The organism is Pseudomonas sp. SMN5, assembly GCF_052041925.1.
GTDB lineage: Bacteria > Pseudomonadota > Gammaproteobacteria > Pseudomonadales > Pseudomonadaceae > Aquipseudomonas.
The window spans coordinates 53,720-71,581 of record NZ_JBKGGX010000013.1; the positions used below are offsets into that span (position 1 = coordinate 53,720).

General features: G+C 60.9%; 15 protein-coding genes, 1 tRNA gene and 1 pseudogene. 5 read left to right on the forward strand and 12 right to left on the reverse strand.

Annotated features, from left to right (window positions below; all coding sequences use genetic code 11):
• Positions 1 to 175 precede the first annotated feature (175 nt).
• On the forward strand, positions 176 to 1,171 hold the full coding sequence (cra, locus tag ACLEJR_RS14895; RefSeq protein ID WP_440793695.1) for a catabolite repressor/activator: 996 nt from the start codon (positions 176 to 178) through the stop codon (positions 1,169 to 1,171).
• Between the two features lie 3 nt (positions 1,172 to 1,174).
• Positions 1,175 to 1,951, forward strand: coding sequence for a TatD family hydrolase (locus ACLEJR_RS14900; protein WP_440814805.1), 777 nt, complete (start codon positions 1,175 to 1,177; stop codon positions 1,949 to 1,951).
• Positions 1,952 to 2,078: 127 nt separating this feature from the next.
• On the opposite strand, the gene ACLEJR_RS14905 is transcribed toward ACLEJR_RS14900, so the two are convergent.
• The 5 genes and pseudogenes from ACLEJR_RS14905 to ACLEJR_RS14925 all read right to left on the reverse strand — a co-directional run bounded on the left by ACLEJR_RS14905 (position 2,079) and on the right by ACLEJR_RS14925 (position 8,113).
• Complete coding sequence (locus tag ACLEJR_RS14905; protein ID WP_440814877.1) at positions 2,079 to 2,792, reverse strand: methyl-accepting chemotaxis protein; 714 nt, start codon at positions 2,790 to 2,792, stop codon at positions 2,079 to 2,081.
• 144 nt (positions 2,793 to 2,936) lie between these two features.
• Positions 2,937 to 4,076 (reverse strand): annotated as a pseudogene (locus ACLEJR_RS14910) (HAMP domain-containing protein); the annotation flags it as partial.
• Between the two features lie 359 nt (positions 4,077 to 4,435).
• Positions 4,436 to 5,272 (reverse strand): regulatory signaling modulator protein AmpE, encoded by an 837-nt coding sequence (ampE, locus tag ACLEJR_RS14915; RefSeq protein WP_440793691.1) that lies wholly within the window; start codon positions 5,270 to 5,272, stop codon positions 4,436 to 4,438.
• Positions 5,269 to 5,829: a 1,6-anhydro-N-acetylmuramyl-L-alanine amidase AmpD gene (gene ampD, locus ACLEJR_RS14920; protein WP_440814806.1), complete on the reverse strand. Its 561-nt coding sequence runs from the start codon at positions 5,827 to 5,829 to the stop codon at positions 5,269 to 5,271. The genes ampE and ampD overlap by 4 nt, the downstream gene beginning before the upstream one ends.
• 64 nt (positions 5,830 to 5,893) lie before the next feature.
• Positions 5,894 to 8,113, reverse strand: coding sequence for a DUF1631 domain-containing protein (locus tag ACLEJR_RS14925; protein WP_440814808.1), 2,220 nt, complete (start codon positions 8,111 to 8,113; stop codon positions 5,894 to 5,896).
• Between the two features lie 269 nt (positions 8,114 to 8,382).
• Here ACLEJR_RS14925 and nadC point away from each other — a divergent pair, with 269 nt between their 5' ends.
• Complete coding sequence (gene nadC, locus ACLEJR_RS14930) at positions 8,383 to 9,231, forward strand: carboxylating nicotinate-nucleotide diphosphorylase (RefSeq protein ID WP_440793685.1); 849 nt, start codon at positions 8,383 to 8,385, stop codon at positions 9,229 to 9,231.
• 109 nt (positions 9,232 to 9,340) lie between these two features.
• Here nadC and ACLEJR_RS14935 read toward each other — a convergent pair whose 3' ends face one another.
• Positions 9,341 to 9,646, reverse strand: coding sequence for a DUF6388 family protein (locus tag ACLEJR_RS14935; protein WP_440793683.1), 306 nt, complete (start codon positions 9,644 to 9,646; stop codon positions 9,341 to 9,343).
• Positions 9,647 to 9,956: 310 nt separating this feature from the next.
• On the opposite strand from ACLEJR_RS14935, the gene ACLEJR_RS14940 reads away from it, so the two are divergent.
• Together ACLEJR_RS14940 and ACLEJR_RS14945 are read left to right on the forward strand one after the other, a co-directional pair.
• On the forward strand, positions 9,957 to 10,298 hold the full coding sequence (locus ACLEJR_RS14940; RefSeq protein WP_245145134.1) for a type II toxin-antitoxin system HicB family antitoxin: 342 nt from the start codon (positions 9,957 to 9,959) through the stop codon (positions 10,296 to 10,298).
• An 85-nt stretch (positions 10,299 to 10,383) separates the two neighbouring features.
• Entirely contained in the window at positions 10,384 to 10,929 is a 546-nt protein-coding gene (locus tag ACLEJR_RS14945) for a hypothetical protein (protein WP_440814810.1), read from the forward strand.
• A 17-nt stretch (positions 10,930 to 10,946) separates the two neighbouring features.
• Here ACLEJR_RS14945 and ACLEJR_RS14950 read toward each other — a convergent pair.
• The 6 genes from ACLEJR_RS14950 to infB form a co-directional block, all read right to left on the reverse strand.
• A tRNA-Thr gene (locus tag ACLEJR_RS14950) sits at positions 10,947 to 11,019 on the reverse strand.
• 125 nt (positions 11,020 to 11,144) lie between these two features.
• Positions 11,145 to 13,250 (reverse strand): polyribonucleotide nucleotidyltransferase, encoded by a 2,106-nt coding sequence (pnp, locus tag ACLEJR_RS14955; RefSeq protein ID WP_440814812.1) that lies wholly within the window; start codon positions 13,248 to 13,250, stop codon positions 11,145 to 11,147.
• A 196-nt stretch (positions 13,251 to 13,446) separates the two neighbouring features.
• Complete coding sequence (rpsO, locus tag ACLEJR_RS14960; RefSeq protein ID WP_015093441.1) at positions 13,447 to 13,716, reverse strand: 30S ribosomal protein S15; 270 nt, start codon at positions 13,714 to 13,716, stop codon at positions 13,447 to 13,449.
• 138 nt (positions 13,717 to 13,854) lie between these two features.
• On the reverse strand, positions 13,855 to 14,772 hold the full coding sequence (gene truB, locus ACLEJR_RS14965) for a tRNA pseudouridine(55) synthase TruB (RefSeq protein WP_440793674.1): 918 nt from the start codon (positions 14,770 to 14,772) through the stop codon (positions 13,855 to 13,857).
• Between the two features lie 3 nt (positions 14,773 to 14,775).
• Positions 14,776 to 15,171, reverse strand: a complete 396-nt coding sequence (gene rbfA / locus ACLEJR_RS14970) for a 30S ribosome-binding factor RbfA (RefSeq protein WP_440793672.1) — start codon at positions 15,169 to 15,171, stop codon at positions 14,776 to 14,778.
• Between the two features lie 158 nt (positions 15,172 to 15,329).
• A complete protein-coding gene (gene infB / locus ACLEJR_RS14975) occupies positions 15,330 to 17,846 on the reverse strand; it encodes a translation initiation factor IF-2 (RefSeq protein ID WP_440814813.1) in 2,517 nt (838 codons plus the stop codon).
• Positions 17,847 to 17,862: the final 16 nt, after the last annotated feature.

Sequence of the window (17,862 nt, forward strand, 5' to 3'; positions counted from 1 at the left end):
AGCCTTGAAAATACGCTTGCTGAAACGTTTAATCTAGAAGGATTGGCACGTTACTCGATAATCTCTTGTCGTTGAAGTGCAACTTGTCGCCAGTGTCAGGGCGGTGACCGTCATCTTGAATCGGGTAGGATGGCCCTTATTGTCGGGCAAACTCGAAAAAACAAGGAAAACCGGGTTGAAACTCAGTGATATCGCCCAGCTCGCCGGTGTGTCCGTGACCACGGCCAGCTACGTCATCAACGGCAAGGCCGAACAGCAACGCATCAGCAGCGCCACCGTCGAACGGGTGCGGGCGGTGGTCGAGGAGCACGGCTTCACGCCCAATCCCCAGGCCGCCGGGCTGCGCAGTCGACACACGCGCACCTTGGGCTTCATCCTGCCGGATCTGGAGAACCCCAGTTATGCGCGCATCGCCAAGCTGCTGGAGCAAGGCGCCCGAGCCAGGGGTTATCAGTTGCTGATCGCCAGCTCCGACGATGCGCCCGACAGCGAACGGCAACTGCTGCAACTATTCCGTGCCCGACGCTGCGATGCGCTGATCGTCGCCAGTTGCCTGCCGGCCGGTGACGACAGCTACCAGCAATTGCAGGCCAAGGGCATTCCGATCATCGCCATCGACCGGGTCATGGAGCCGGCGCATTTCTGCTCGGTGATCAGCGATGACCGCCAGGCCAGCCTCCAATTGACCCGCAGCCTGCTGGAGACCAAGCCCCGGCAGATCGCCCTGATCAGCGCCCGCCCCGAACTGAGCATCAGCCAGGAGCGGACCGCAGGCTTTCGCGACGCGTTGGCCGGGTTCGAGGGCCAGGTGCTGATCGAGCACGGCGAATCGTTCAGCCGTGAATGCGGTCGGCAATTGATGGAAGAAATGCTCACGCGCCTGGGCCATTTGCCGGATGCGCTGATCACCACCTCCTACGTGCTGCTGCAAGGGGTGTTCGACGCGCTGCACGACTTCCCGCTCAAGTCGCGCCCGCTGCGCCTGGGCACGTTTGGTGATACGCAACTGCTGGATTTTTTGCCGCTGCCGGTCAACGCCATGTCCCAGCAGCATCAGTTGATCGCTGACAAGGCTCTGCAGCTTGCGCTGGCTGCCATCGAAAACGATGACTACCAGCCGGGCGTGCAGGCCATTGCGCGGACTTTCAAGCAGCGCATTCACCAAGGCTGACCCATGGAGCTGATCGACACCCACACCCATCTGGACTTTCCCGATTTCGATGCGGACCGCCCGGCCCTGCTGGCCGAGAGTCGTGCGCTGGGAGTCCGCGAGATGGTGGTGCTGGGGGTCTATCGGGACAACTGGCAACGGGTCTGGGATCTGGTACAAAGCGACCCGCAGCTGCACGCCGCGTTGGGCCTGCACCCGGTGTACCTGGAGCAGCATCAACCCGAGGACCTGACGCATTTGCGTGACTGGCTGGCCCGCGTGACCGGGCATCGGCAGTTGTGCGCAGTAGGGGAAATCGGCCTGGATTATTACGTCCAGACCCTGGACCGTGAGCGCCAGCAGGCGTTGTTCGAGGCCCAACTGCAACTGGCGGCGGAGTTCGAGCTGCCGGCGCTGATCCACGTGCGCCGCAGCCATGCCGCCGTCATCGCGACACTCAAGCGCATCGGCCTCAAGCGCGCGGGGATCATCCATGCCTTCGCCGGCAGCCTCGAGGAGGCCCGCGAATACATCAAGCTGGGTTTCAAGCTCGGCCTCGGCGGTGCCGCCACTTGGCCCCAGGCCCTGCGCATGCACCGGGTTCTGGCGCAACTGCCGCTGGAGGCGGTAGTGCTGGAAACCGACTCGCCGGACATGGCCCCGGCGATGTTCCCCGGCCAGCGCAACAGCCCGGCGCATCTGCCGGCCATTTGCGCGGCGTTGGCGCAGATTATGTCGATCAGTCCTGAGCGGCTGGCCGAAGCCAGCACTCAGAACGCACGCCAATTGTTTGGGTGGTAACCGCGTTTCCCTGTGGGAGCGAGCCTGCTCGCGATGCGGTGTATCAGGCAACGCAATGGTGTCTGACAGACCGCTATCGCGAGCAGGCTCGCTCCCACAAGGGAGGCGGTGGTGCGGCTTTTATTGGCTAAACCCGAAACGCATTGATCAACTGCTTGAGCTGCACCACCTGGGCTGACAGTTCGCGGCTGGCATCCTCGGTCTGGTGCGCGCCTTCGGCGGTGCGTTCGCCGGCGCGGTTGATTTCGACGATGTTCTGGTCGATGTCGTGGGCCACGGCCGTCTGTTGCTCCACTGCTGCGGCGATCTGCTGGTTCTGGTCGACGATCATGCCGACCGCACCGAGGATATTTTCCAAGGCCTGCTGGACCTTCTCCGACTGGCCGACCGTGCCGCTGGCCATCTCATGGCTGCTGCCCATCGCCTTGACGGCTGCGCCTACTCCGCCGTGCAGGCGGCTGATCATCGCTTCGATTTCTTCGGTCGATTGCTGGGTCCGCTTGGCCAGGGTCCGGACCTCATCGGCCACCACCGCAAAGCCGCGCCCTTGCTCGCCGGCGCGGGCGGCTTCGATAGCGGCGTTGAGGGCCAGCAGGTTGGTCTGCTCGGCGATGCTCTTGATCACGTCCAGCACGCGGCTGATCGCCTGGCTGTCAGTTGCCAGCTGATTGATGACCTGCACCGACTGGTCGATCTCGCTGGCCAGGCGAGCGATGCTGCCCTGCTGGGATTCCACCAAGCCACGCCCGCTGAGGGTCTCGTCATTCACACTGTGGGCGCTGCTGACCGCTGCGGCGGCGCTGCGGGCCACTTCCTGGGCGGTGGCTGACATCTGGTTCATTGCGGTGGCCACCAGTTCGATCTGGCTGCGCTGCCCGGCAACCGCCTGGTTGCTGCGGGCCGATACCGTTTCCACCTGGCCGGCCTGACGCTCGACTTCGGCGACCGTGCGACCGACCTGTTCGATCAGGTCATGGATCTTCGCCACCGTGCCGTTGAACACCTCACCCAACTCCCCCAGCTCGTCCTTGCTACGGGCGACGAAATTCACCGTCATGTCCCCCGCCGCCACCTTGTCCATCATCTGGCCCAAGTGCTGGAGGGTGGTGCGGGTCGAGGCGTAGAAACCGGCATACAGGTAAAAAATCAGCAGGAATACCGCCGCCAGGGCCACGGCTTGCAACACCATGTGGCTGCGGTTCTGCTCCAGGCGATGTTGCAACTGCACGCCAAGAAAGGCCTGGGTCGCGTCGTTCAGCCGGTAGGTACGCTCCATCAGGCCACTGACCTGTTCAAAGAACGCCGGCCATGGCGCATCCAGGGTGTCGGCCATCACCACTTGTTCTTCGATCAGTTCCGAAGCTTTCTTGAGGGTGCTCTTACTGCCATCCGCCTGCTCGGCCAGGGCTTGCCCAGCGGCTTTGCTCGACCCCAGGGCGTCTTGCAGTTTCAGCTCGTATTCGCCCTGGAGTTTTTCGATCTGCGCGAGCAACTCTTCGAAGCGGGTGCTCGCCGCCGAATTGAGGAACCCCTGTCCCAATGAAGACGCGCCCAACGCACGGCCCTCACCCAGCAGTTGAGTGACTTTTGGGGTGGTGCCGACAATCAGCTCGCTGAGCTGACGGATGTCGCTCTGGTTGTCACGACTCAACCCGGCCTGACTGGCAATGATCTGGTTGAACATCTGGGCGCTGTTGAGCAGCTTGCCGATCAGTGCACTTTTGCTTTGCAGGGAGCTTTCGGCCTGCTGGGCCTTGAACGCGGCAATTATCTCGTCGCGCTTGGCGTCGAAGGCGCTGACCTGTTCAGGCTCCACAGCCATGGCCGTCATACCTTGCAGGCGTGCCAGGACTTGCTGCTCAAGGGTGCCGATCTTTGCCTCCACGTCGCCGGCCTTGCCGGACTGCCCCAGGCTGGCGTTGATCTGCACCAGATTATTCAGGGTTTCCAGATCCCGGCGCAGGGCCAGACTGCTGCCCAGCAGGTCGAGGCTTTGCAGCTCCACCTGGGTGCACTGGAATTCGCGGTAGGAATCGCGCACCAGAAAGAAGTTGGTCGCCAGCATGGGCACAAGAAACAACACGCTGATCAGGCTGAACTTCATGCCGAAGCTCAGGCGGTTCATCAGGGCGACGGCGGGCCAGAGCAAACTCTTCACAAGGGAGTCTCCCGGTAGTGTTGTTATTGTTATGGGCAGGCGCACGCAGACAGCACAAAGCCACTATTCGGGCGCTGTTCCTGTATAGCCTAAATCGGCGGTGAGATTTGTAACTTAAGGTTAACGAGTCAACGTGGCACGGTCCCTGTGGCGAGGGAGCTTGCTCCCGTTCGGGCGCGCAGCGGCCGCAATCTATTGGAGGCGCTTCGCACCTCAGCGGGAGCAAGCTCCCTCGCCACAGCAAGCTCCCTCGCCACAATAAGCGCACTGGCCACAACAGGCTCACTTATCACAACAAGCTGCCGGTCATTCGATCACTCGCTGTGTCAGGCCAACACCGTCCACAACGCAAACCCCGCATACCAGAGCAGTGCCGCGCGCAGCAGCAGTTCCCAGAGCCGGTCCAGGCTGTTGATGCCGTCCGGCCCGGCCACGGGCTTGGGAATCTCACCCGCCACCAGGCCAACCTTGTCGATGAGTTCCGCGGCGCTGATGTTCCAGTTCAGCAACTCGTGCAGCATGACCCGACTGACCGCGACGAAGTTGCCCACCAGGGCGAAGCTTGCCGCCAGCAGCCGCACGGGCACCCAGTCGAAGGCATGGCGCATCTGCGCGGCCCGCTCCGCTACGCCGGGGTTGAGGCTGTGCTCGGCGGCCAATGCCAGTAGCCGATAACTCAAGGCCGCCACCGGACCGAGCAGGAAGTACCAGAAAATCACCGCGAAAAAGCTCTGGTAGGCCTGCCACAACAGGTGCCCCTGGACCCGCTCCAGCAGTTGCTCGCCGTCGCTGGCTTCAAGGCCCAGGTCGCGCCTGGCGACATGGGCTGCCGCTTGCAGGTCTTGCCGACGCCACGCATCGCGAAACGGCCCCAGGCCGGCGAGCAGATCGCCGCGCCCAAGGCTGTAGATCACCACCAGCAGGTGCACCGGTAGCGCCAACAGCCCATAGGCTACCGGCTCCAGCACCCACAGCAACAGCGCCAGCAGCGCCGCCGGCAGCACCACCATGACGATCAGCACCAGCCATGGTCGTTTGACCCAACGGGGATGCGCCTCGAGCCTGTTCAGCTCGCGCAACCAACCGCCGTCGCGCTGGACCCGCTGGCGCAAGGCCGAGAATTTCTCGACCCAGACCGCCAGCAGCAATACCAGAAAACTCATTGTCCTTCCCCTTCTGTCAGGGCCGCACGGTAGCGTGCCCAGTCGAATGCCGATCCTGGATCGGTCTTGCGCCCCGGGGCGATGTCGCTGTGCCCGCAAATGCGCTGCACCGTGATCGCCTTGAACGCCGCCTGCAGCTGCCGCGTCAGGTCCACCAATGCGACGTATTGCGCGTCGGTGAACGGCAGATCATCGGTGCCCTCGAGCTCGATGCCTATGGAAAAATCGTTACAGGTTTCCCGCCCCTCGAAACATGAGACGCCCGCATGCCACGCGCGGTCCAGACAGGAGACAAACTGGGTGACGGCACCGTCACGCTCGATCAGAAAATGCGCCGAGACACGCAGGTCAGCGATACCGGCAAAGTAGGGATGTTCCGTGACATCCAGACGATTCTGGAAGAATTCCTGCACCTTGCCCGTGGCAAATTGTGCCGGAGGCAGGCTGATGTTGTGGATCACCAGCAGGGAAATTTCGCCCTCGGGGCGCGCATTGAAGTTGGGCGAGGGGCAATGACGCACGCCATCACACCAACCGCTCGCGGGGTCCAGCTGCATACGGGTTCCTTCGATGACGACAGTGAATGGCGCCAGTATGCCGCGATCGGCCCCGGCTGCGCGATCACTTGCCGCGATTGAGCTGGCGCAGATTGCCCAGCACCGACTCCAGTGCCCGGTCGAACAACAACGTGTCGTCCAGCAACCGGGCCGCCCCTCGGCGGAACTCCAGGGCCAGGCTGGTGCGGCTGTGCTCCAGCACCTTGAGACCGGTGCGGTTGACGAAAACATATTTGCCGGTGGCCTGGATGATTGCCGCCAGCTTGCAGCGCAGGCGGTTGTCGTCCTCTTCCTGGAACTCGACCCAACTGCCCAGGCGCAATTGATCGACCTGGATCAAGCCCACGTCATCGGCCGGCAGCCGAACTGCCGCGCTCTCCGCCGGCGCCTTGTTGGCTGCGCGCAGGACGATTCTTTCCGACACCTGGACCATTACCGGCAGGTCGGACGGCTGCGGCTTCGCCTGCTCCGGCGCCTGTCCCATGCGCTCTAGCGATTGCACGTGCAAGACTTCCAACTCACTGAAGAATTCGCTGGTGGCAAACGGGTCGAACGCCGAGCGGCTCAAGCCCTCGCGCAGGGCCTTGAGCAGTTCCGGCACCATCGCCAGCAAGCGCAGGCCGGCGTCGGACTCATCGTGCGGCTGGACGCTCCAGATCAATTGCTCCAGGGTCAGGACATCCGCTTTCCACTCCTCGGAATGTTCACCGTGCTTGAAGCAGGTCAACAGCAGCACCTGGCTCCAGGCCTGTTGCACGAACTCCACCACCGCCTGGGGCAACACCTTGCCCAGCAGGACCTGGTTCAGCGCTCCTTCGACTCGCTGCCGAGCGAGGTCGGCCTTGGCCCTGCCCTCTTCCGCGTCACGGATGCGCTGCTCAAGCAATTCACTGCGGCGCCGTTCGTCACTGGTGAAGGCCAGGAAGTCAGCCAGCAACTCGGAGAAAATCGTCGGGTCATCGACATAATCATTCAACAGGCGCTGGACCACCTGCTCGATACGCAAGTAGAGGCTATCGCGCTGTTGGTCATCGCAATCGCCACACCCCATGGCCGCGGCGGCAATCTCATTGAGCAACCTGCGGGCGGGGTGATTGCCGCGGCTGAAGAAACTCTTGTCCTGCACCGCGACCTTGAGCATCGGGATTTGCAGGCGCCCGATCAGGGCCTTGAAGGTGTCCGGCAGATTATGGTCGTCGAGGATGAACTCGAACATCATCGAGATCAGGTTGATCACGTCCTCATCGGCATCCTCCACAACCCGGGACTTGCCACTCCTGACGCTGACGCGGGTGAGCAATTGTTCCAGCTGGCCGCGCAGGTCGAATTCGTCCTGCACAGCAGGTGCCGGCACGTATTGCTGCAAGTGAGAGAGCAACCGCAGCAGGTCACGGGTGGAAATCGGCTGGGCCGGTGCGCTGGCTTCCAGGGTGGGCGCCACACTGCCGCGTACCTGCATCAACAACTTCTGCAACGCGGCGAACACTTCCTGCACGCTGTCGTCGACCTCGGCCGCTCGCGGTTTGGCTGGTTTGTCGGCCTTGGGCACCGGCTTGTCGGCGGTGCGATCCGAGGCCCGCCGCGACGGCGAGGCCTTGAGGTCAGGCAGGATCCCGGTGGCGGCCAGCAACTGATTGGCCTCGGCATAGAGTTGGTCGCATTCGCTGAGCACATAGCGCTCGAACAGCTTGAGCAGGATCAGCTTGACCTTGATCCCCACCCCCAGATTGCGCCCGGCCTGCAGGAAATGTTCGCACAGCAACGCCGGGCTCAATGGATTGTGCTGGCTGGTCAGTGGCCGCTCCAGTAATACGCCGAGCCGGGCGGTCAATTGTTCGAGCGCCACGCCATCGTGCCTGAGCACGCGGGCGACCATGGACTCGACCGCCAGGTGTCGCTCCAGCTCGTCCTTGGTCGGTTGCGCGGGTATGCCGGCGGCCACGACGGGCGCGAGGGTGGCCTGGGTAAAATCATACTGGGCCAGGTTGACGAAAGCATCGAAGAACTGCTCGATGAATTCGCGCTCGATGCTCTTGCGCTTCAGGCGCAGGTCGCGCATGGCTTCGAAGAACAGGTTCTGCTCGACGTCGTCCCGCGCCCGGTCGGCCATTTCGAACAGCGTGTCGTCGGCGTTATCGAACAGCCCCTGCAAACCCTGGCGCAACTGCTGGGCGGCCTTGTCGCGGACCTGGAGCAGAATCACCGGCAGGCGGGCGAGCGGCGAACGATTCGCCTGATCGGTAGATACCTTATGTAAAGGCACTACATTCCCGTCGTTATGCATTCTAGCCTCCTGAAACGGCATTCTTCGGTTCGCAACGTCAAAGCTATGGCGTCAATCGAAAGGCGGATTATCAGGTAAAAGAACCCCGTCCTGCCAGCAGACTCTGTGATCGAGCTCGAAATACTGCGCAACAAGTGACCGGAAAAATCAGAAAATGTTGCGAGGATGCGACCAAATGCAGGTCGTGAAGCGCTGGGCAGGCGCGCGGCGCCTTGGGTTCGCTCACGGCCTGGCCCTATAATCGGGCCACTTTGTTTGTGGAGCCCGTCATGCCGAATCTACGCCTCGCCGATCTGACCGCCGAAATCGAAGCCAACGTGCGCCGTGCGTTGCTCGAAGACATCGGCAGCGGCGACATCACCGCGCAACTGATCCCCGCCGAACGCTTGGCCAAGGCCACCATCATTACCCGCGACGCCGCGACCATCAGCGGCACGGCCTGGGTCGATGCGGTGTTCCGGCAACTGGACCCACGGGTCGCGGTGCATTGGCAAGTACGCGACGGCGACCGGGTCAGCCCCGACCAGGCGCTGTTCCACCTCGAAGGCCCGGCTCGCTCGCTGCTGACCGGCGAGCGCAGCGCGTTGAACTTCCTGCAACTGCTGTCAGGCGTCGCTACCCGGGCCCGCTACCTGGCCGACTTCGTCGCCGACACCCAGGTCAAGCTGCTGGACACCCGCAAGACTCTGCCGGGCCTGCGCCTGGCGCAGAAATACGCCGTCACTTGCGGCGGTTGCCATAACCACCGCATCGGCTTGTACGACGCGTTCCTGATCAAGGAAAACCACATTGCCGCCTGCGGCGGGATCGCCCAGGCCATCGCTGCCGCCCACAGAATCGCCCCAGGCAAGCCGGTGGAAGTCGAAGTGGAAAGCCTGGCGGAATTGAAAGAAGCGCTGGCGGCCGATGCCGATATCATCATGCTCGACGAACTGAGCCTGGACGACATGCGCGAAGCCGTGCGCCTGAACGGTGGCAAGGCCAAACTGGAGGCCAGCGGCGGCGTCAACGAAAGCACATTGCGCCCGATTGCCGAGACCGGGGTGGACTACATCTCGATTGGAGCGATGACCAAGGATGTGAAGGCGGTGGATTTGTCGATGCGGCTCAGTCTCTGAGCAGCTGCAAGCTGCAAGCTGCAAGACAAAGCCTCGACGCTTGTAGCTTGTAGCTTGTAGCTTGTAGCTTGTAGCTTGTAGCTTGTAGCTTGTAGCTTGCAGCTCACAGCTAAACGACCAAATTATTCATCTCGCAGTACTCCTCCCATTCCACCCCCAACACCTCGGCCGCCTCCTTGTGCAAGGCAAGGCGTTGCGCCTCGAACTCCTCAGGTGTGCTGGTGTACTTGAGCGTCAACTCCCAGGGCTGCATCCCCTGGGCTTCAGCCTCGTCCTCGAATGCCCACTGGATCTGGTCTTTCTGATCGTCAGCACTCAGGTTCTTTATTTCTTCCAGTAACTGAGGCGTGTCCAGGGCGTACTTGCGCAGGGCTTCTTCGTGTCTGGCTTCTTGCGTCAGTGCTTTCGCGGTCATGGTGTTCTCGCTGATCGGAGGAATGGAGGATGGATCTGGATCTTCAAGGATCTCTCTGACGCAGGAAACCGTAGCAAGCCCGGTTTCCCTGGCCTTCAGAACCATTCGGGGGATCATCTGAAAACAGAAGTATTGCTGCATGCGACAAGGATCCTAGCAGAGACGCAAGCCAGTGCAACAACTGGCATAGACACAAGGAACCTAGAAAGTGTCCGGTTACAGTTTCCCGTTTCCAACGGTGCACATTTACCTCGTATAAACAACACCGCCAGAAGATCGTTGAACAACTGAAAACAGGAGGCCTGATTCCATGAGCGCCCAGTTGCAGCACAAGGGTTACATCGGCTCGATTGAGGCAAGCACCGAGGATAAATGTCTATTCGGAAAGCTGCTGTTCATCCGGGCGCTGGTAAGTTACGAAGGGCAAACCGTCGCAGAATTGGAAACAGCTTTTCGCGAAGCGGTGGATGATTATCTACAAAGCTGCGAGCAGCTCGGACAGCAGCCAGAACTGCCTTGCAAAGGTTCGTTTAATGTCCGTATCGGACATGATCTGCATCTGGCGGCAGCGTTAGCCGCGACCCGTCAAAACGTTTCTTTGAACGATCTGACGCGCCAGGCATTGAACGAATACTTACAGCACCACGCGTGAGGAGCTCGAAGGGCGCGGGGAACCTATGTCTCGTTATCCAGTCATAGCGATGTGCCATATCGGCACTTCACAAGGAACCCCAGTGATGCGCAGCTTTTCCGCGTTGTCTTCATTCCACGTTGGCGTTGCCAGCCTGTTGCTCGGCAGCATGATCTCGTCAGGTACAGCCCGGGCGGCTGTCGAAACCGAGTCTGGTTACACATTGTCCTCCGACACCATTCCAGCCCTGCGCAGCTCAATCAACAATGACGTGCTCCTCAAGACCAGTATCAGCGTCGGCGTCCTTGAAGAACTGCCTAAAAATGTAAAGGCCAACACCACCGAACTGGAAGAACAGAAACGGACCCTCGCCGACCAGGCCCGCCAGATCGAGGAACTCAAGCGCAACAGTGGTTCGAGCTCCAGTTCGAGCAACAAGGAAATCGAAGAACTCAAGCGCACCGTCAAGGAACAGGAGCAAGACCTGCGCGACCTGGGTAAGCAAGTGGAAGAACTCAAGCGCAACAGTGGGACCAGTTCTAATTCGAACAGCAGCGAAATCTCGACGCTTAAGCGGGACCTGAGTGATCAGGATCGTGAAATTGACCAGCTCAAACGCACGGTCGAGGAACTAAGCCGGAAGGTGAAATGACGGGAGGGGGTTAATCTTGCCCGAGACAGGAATCGAACCTGCGACCTTCGCGTTACGAGTGCGCTGCTCTACCGACTGAGCTACACGGGCGGTGGCTAAACCTAGCACCGTCACGTGTGGCCAGGCAACCGGCAACGCAAGGATTTTCGACCCACAGCAAAACGCCCCGAACCAGTCGGGGCGTTTTGCTGTTCAGTGGTCAAGCGCAGGGGTGATTAAACGCCCGATGCCTTGGCTGCCGCGACGTCCTTGATGGACAGCTTGATACGGCCGCGGTTGTCCACGTCCAGTACCAGTACTTCCACTTCCTGGCCTTCTTTGAGGATGTCGGTCACTTTCTCGACGCGGGCATCGCTCAGCATGGAGATGTGTACCAGACCGTCCTTGCCCGGCAGGATGTTGACGAAGGCGCCGAAGTCGACGATGCGCTCGACCTTGCCGACGTAGATCTTGCCGATCTCGGCTTCGGCAGTGATGCCCAGGACACGTTGGCGTGCCGCTTCTGCCGCTTCCTTGGTTTCGCCGAAGATCTTGATCGAGCCGTCGTCTTCGATGTCGATCGAAGCCTTGGTCTCTTCACAGATCGCACGGATGGTCGCGCCGCCTTTACCGATGACATCACGGATTTTGTCGGTGTCGATTTTCATCGCGATCATGGTCGGAGCGTTTTCCGACAGCTCGGTACGGGACTGACCGATGATCTGGTTCATCTGGCCGAGGATGTTCAGGCGCGCTTCCAGGGCTTGGCCCAGAGCGATTTCCATGATCTCTTCGGTGATGCCTTTGATCTTGATGTCCATCTGCAGTGCGGTGACGCCCTTGGCGGTACCGGCCACTTTGAAGTCCATGTCGCCCAGGTGGTCTTCGTCACCCAGGATGTCGGTCAGGACGGCGAATTTCTCGCCTTCCTTCACCAGGCCCATGGCGATACCGGCAACCGGCGCCTTCATCGGCACACCGGCGTCCATCAGGGCCAGGGAAGCGCCGCAGACCGAAGCCATCGAGCTCGAACCGTTGGACTCAGTGATTTCCGACACCACACGAATGGTGTACGGGAACACATCAGCGGCCGGCAGCATGGCCTGGACCGAACGACGGGCCAGACGACCGTGACCGATTTCGCGACGACCGGCACCACCCATGCGGCCACACTCGCCCACCGAGAACGGAGGGAAGTTGTAGTGCAGCATGAACGGGTCTTTCTTTTCGCCTTCCAGGGTGTCCAGCAGTTGCGCGTCACGAGCGGTGCCCAGCGTGGCAACGACCAGGGCCTGGGTTTCACCACGGGTGAACAGTGCCGAGCCGTGGGTCTTTGGCAGGACGCCGACTTCGATGTTCAGCGGACGCACGGTGCGGGTGTCACGGCCGTCGATACGTGGCTTGCCGTTGACGATGTTTTCGCGAACGGTGCGGTACTCGATCTCGCCGAAAGCGGCTTTGACGTCGCTGGCCGAAGGTTGGCCTTCTTCACCGGAGAACTTGGCGACGACCTGGTCTTTGAGCTCACCCAGGCGTGCGTAACGGTCAGCCTTGACGGTGATGGTGTAGGCCTGGGAGATCGCTTCGCCGAACTCGGCACGGATCGCGCCCAGCAGCTCGGTGGCTTCGGCCTGCGGAGCCCAGGTCCAGGTTGGCTTGGCGGCTTCGGCGGCCAGTTCCTTGACGGCGTTGATGACTGCCTGGAACTCATCGTGGGCGAACAGTACGGCACCCAGCATCTGGTCTTCGGTCAGTTCCTTGGCTTCGGATTCAACCATCAGCACGGCTTCGGATGTACCGGCCACGACCATGTCCAGGCTCGAAGCCTTCAGTTGCTCGTAGGTCGGGTTCAGCAGGTAGCCGGTGCTTTCGTGGAACGCGACGCGGGCAGCGCCGATCGGACCATCGAAAGGAATACCGGAGATGGCCAGCGCGGCCGAGGTGCCGATCATCGCAGCGATGTCCGGATCGGTCTTCTTGCTGGTGGAAACGACGGTGCAGACAACCTGCACTTCGTTCATGAAGCCTTCCGGGAACAGCGGACGGATCGGACGGTCGATCAGTCGCGAAGTCAGGGTTTCTTTTTCGGAAGGACGGCCTTCGCGCTTGAAGAAACCGCCAGGGATCTTACCGGCAGCGTAAGTCTTTTCCTGGTAGTGGACAGACAGTGGGAAGAAGCCCTTGCCTGGATCGGCTTGCTTGGCACCGACGACGGTCACCAATACGCTGACGTCGTCGTCAACGGTGACCAGCACTGCGCCGGAGGCCTGACGGGCGATACGGCCAGTCTCGAGGGTAACGGTCGACTGACCGAACTGGAATTTTTTGATTACCGGGTTCACGGTGTCCTACCTTCTTTTGTGGCTCTTGGGGGAACTTGTCTTCTTGCGAAATTCTTGGGCAATGCCGGGAATCGGCCCGACTCTTGTCCAGGGTAAAACGTGTATCCAGATAAAACTTGAGGCTGGGAGCCTGCCGCAGGCCAGCGGAAATTCCACTGACACACGGCAGACAACCAACCTCTAGCGCAATCGCTTATTAGCGACGCAGACCCAGGCGACCGATCAGAGTCTGATAGCGACCCAGATCCTTGCCTTTCAGGTAGTCCAGCAGCTTACGGCGCTGGTTAACCATGCGGATCAGACCACGACGGGAGTGGTGGTCCTTACCGTTGGCCTTGAAGTGACCTTGCAGTTTGTTGATGTTGGCGGTCAGCAGTGCAACTTGCACTTCTGGCGAACCGGTATCACCAACAGCTTGCTGGTAGTCAGCTACGATTTGTGCTTTTTCTTGAACGTCGAGAGCCATGAGGCAATCCTTCTATCAGGAAACCACCAGGGGCGGTTTCAACAGGCCAGGGACAAATCCCTGTATCAATAAAAGAGTAGTGACCGTGCCTGTTGACAGCCACACTCGCCAGCCCGCTGTTACGCAGACTGGTTCCGGTCATTCCGACCGAATCAATCGACGCGGCGCAATGCGTCCGTCTTCGCTCACTTCACCGATACCGATGAAGCGGCCATTGTGATCCTGTACCCGGACCATACCGAACTTCGGCGCGTCCGGGGCGCGTACCGGCTGACCATTGAGCCAGTAGAACGCGCTGTGCTCGGAGAACTGCAACAGCGGCCAGTCCAGCAAACCGCTGTCGGAGGGCATCAGGAAGCGGTCGACCGCCTCGTTGCCGCCTTCGGCGTGTGCCGCTTCGAGCTCTTCCAGCGTGACCGTCTGGGCCAACGTGAAAGGCCCGGCCTGGGTCCGGCGCAATTCTGCCACGTACGCACCACAGCCAAGCTGCTCACCGATATCCTCCACCAGGGTCCGGATATAGGTGCCCTTGCTGCAATCCACGGCCAGCCGCGCAGTATTACCGTCAAAGGCCAGCAATTCCAAGCGCGCAATAGTAACAGAACGCGGTTCACGCTCCACTACTTCGCCTGCACGGGCCAGCTTGTACAACGGCTGTCCATCGCGCTTGAGGGCCGAGTACATCGGCGGTATCTGACTGATTTCTCCACGAAATGCCGGCAGCACCGCTTCAATATCCGCCTGACCAACGGTCACCGGGCGCTCCAGCAACACCTCACCTTCGGCATCCGCCGTTGTAGTGGTCTTGCCCAGTTGCGCCAGGGTTTCATAGCCTTTGTCGGAATCGAGCAGGTACTGGGAAAACTTGGTCGCCTCGCCGAAGCACAGCGGCAGCACGCCGGTGGCCAGCGGATCGAGGCTGCCGGTGTGCCCGGCCTTCTCGGCATTGAGCAGCCAGCGAACCTTCTGCAACGCCGCATTGGAAGTAAAGCCCAATGGTTTGTCGAGCAGGATGATGCCGCTGACGTTACGGCGGATACGTTTGACCTGAGCCACCGATTACTCCTTGGTGTCGCCGGGTTCAACCGCGTGCTGACTGTCTTCAGCCACGGCACGCTCGATCAGCGCCGACAGATGCGCACCACGGGCGACACTTTCGTCGTAGTGGAAATGCAATTGCGGAACGCTGCGCAGCTTCATTTCCCGAGCCAGTTGCATGCGCAGGAAGCCGGCGGCGGAGTTCAGCACCTTGATGCTCTGGGCGACGTCCTCGACGCCGTCCTGGCCCATGACCGTGATAAAAATCTTCGCATGACCGACGTCACGGCTGACTTCCACTGCGGTAATGGTGACCAGGCCGACGCGCGGATCTTTGACTTCGCGGCGGATCAGTTGGGCCAGCTCGCGCTGCATCTGATCGCCGATTCGTTGGGTACGGCTGTATTCTTTTGCCATGTCTTGTTACCTGTTACTGCCCTGCGGGAAACCCGCAAGGTCTGAAAGCGGCAAACGCCCGGCCTGGCAAAAGCCAGACCGGGCGTTGCGTTTAGAGTCCGCCAGCGCGGCAGCGCATGTTCATGCGGCTGCCCATTGCGGCTCTTGAAGTACGCGAGTCAGAGGCTGCGAGCAACCTGGACCTTCTCGAAGACTTCGATCTTGTCGCCGACCTTGACGTCGTTATAGCTCTTGACGCCGATACCGCATTCCATGCCGGCACGTACTTCGGACGCGTCATCCTTGAAGCGGCGCAGCGATTCCAGCTCGCCTTCGAAGATCACGATGTCTTCACGCAGTACACGGATCGGACGGTTACGATGAACGACACCTTCGATCACCATGCAGCCGGCAATGGCACCGAACTTCGGCGAACGGAACACGTCGCGAACTTCGGCCACGCCCAGGATGTTTTCCCGGACATCACTGCCCAACATACCGGTCAGGGCTTTCTTGACGTCTTCGATGATGTCGTAGATCACGTTGTAGTAACGCATATCCAGACCTTCCTGCTCGACGATCTTGCGAGCACCGGCATCGGCACGCACGTTGAAGCCGAACAGCACCGCATTGGAAGCCAGTGCCAGGTTGGCGTCGCTTTCGGTGATACCACCGACGCCGCCACCGACCACGCGCACTTGTACTTCGTCGTTGCCCAGGCCGTTCAGAGCGCCTTGCAATGCTTCCAACGAGCCACGGACGTCGGATTTGAGGACGATGTTGAGCGTCTTCTTCTCTTCCTGGCCCATGCTTTCGAAGATGTTTTCGAGCTTGCCGGCGTGAGCACGGGCCAGCTTCACCTCGCGGAACTTGCCTTGACGGAACAGCGCAACTTCACGGGCCTTCTTCTCGTCAGCCACAACGCTCATCTCGTCGCCAGCGTCCGGTGTACCGTCCAGGCCGAGGATCTCGACCGGAATGGCCGGACCTGCTTCCTTGATTGGCTTGCCGTTCTCGTCGAGCATGGCACGTACGCGGCCATAGTTCGAACCGACCAGCACCATGTCGCCCTGGCGCAGGGTACCGTCTTGAACCAGAACGGTCGCAACCGGGCCACGACCCTTGTCCAGACGCGATTCCACAACCACACCACGGCCCGGGGCCGAAGGGGTAGCGGTCAGCTCCAGGACTTCGGCCTGCAACAGGACGGCTTCGAGCAACTCATCAACGCCGGTACCCATCTTCGCCGAGACCGGTACGAATGGCGTGTCACCACCCCAATCTTCGGAGGTCACACCGTGAACCGACAGTTCGCTACGGATGCGATCGAGGTCGGCACCCGGCTTGTCGATCTTGTTCACCGCAACCACCAGCGGTACGCCGGCTGCCTGGGCATGCTGGACCGCTTCGACGGTCTGAGGCATCACGCCGTCGTCCGCTGCGACCACCAGGATCACGATGTCGGTGGCCTTGGCACCACGGGCACGCATCGCGGTAAACGCGGCGTGACCCGGGGTATCGAGGAAGGTGACCATGCCGCGTTCGGTTTCAACGTGGTAGGCACCGATGTGCTGGGTAATGCCACCGGCTTCGCCAGCGGCAACCTTGGCACGACGGATGTAGTCGAGCAGCGAGGTCTTACCGTGGTCAACGTGGCCCATGACAGTCACGACTGGCGCACGCGGAACCGCTTCGCCTTCGAACTTCAGGGACTCGGCCAGGGAGTCTTCCAGGGCGGTGTCGCTGACCAGGGTCACTTTGTGGCCCAGCTCTTCGGCAACCAGCTGGGCAGTTTCCTGGTCCAGTACCTGGTTGATGGTCGCTGGGGTGCCCAGCTTGAACATGAACTTGATGATTTCAGCAGCCTTGACCGACATCTGCTGGGCCAGATCGCCCACAGTGATGGTCTCGCCGATCTTCACTTCACGCACGACAGGGCCGGTCGGGCTCTGGAAACCGTGGGCGTTGCGTTTCTTCAGCTTGGCCTTGCCGCGACCGCCGCGACGGAAGCCATCGCTTTCTTCGTCGGTGGTACGTGGCGCAACACGGGGTGCCGGCGCCTTTTCCTTGACCGAAGCCCGATGAGGAGCGTTCTTGCGCTCGCCATCGCCACCGCCACGACGGTTTTCGTCGGCACGTGGCTTGTCGGGACGACGCTGTTCGTCGCGTTTACGAGTATCGGCAGGTGCCGGAGCCGGCGCCACGACCGGCGCGCTTTCACGCACTGGTTCGGCCTCCGGAGCAGGCGCGGCAACGGCTTCGACCGGAGCAGGTGGCGCGACAGGCTGGCGACGCGCTTCTTCTTCGGCGCGACGCTTGGCTTCTTCTTCAGCCTTTTGACGTGCTGCGTTTTCTACTGCGCGGCGCTCTTCCAGCTCGCGCTTGCGCTCGGCTTCGATTTCTTCCGGGCTGCGCTGTACGAAGACTTTCTTCTTGCGTACTTCGACACTGATGCTTTTGCTACCGGCAACACGCAGGGTGCTGGTGGTCTTACGCTGCAGCGTGATCTTGCGTGGTTCTTCCACTTTCGCCTTGTGACTGCTCTTCAGGTGAGTCAGCAGCGATTGCTTCTCACTGTCGGTCACATGTTCCTCGGCGGCGGTGTGCGGCAGACCTGCCTCACGCATCTGCTGCAACAGGCGCTCTACCGGTGTTTTGACCTCATCGGCCAGTTGTTTCACCGTGACTTGCGTCATGCACTTCTCTCCTCAG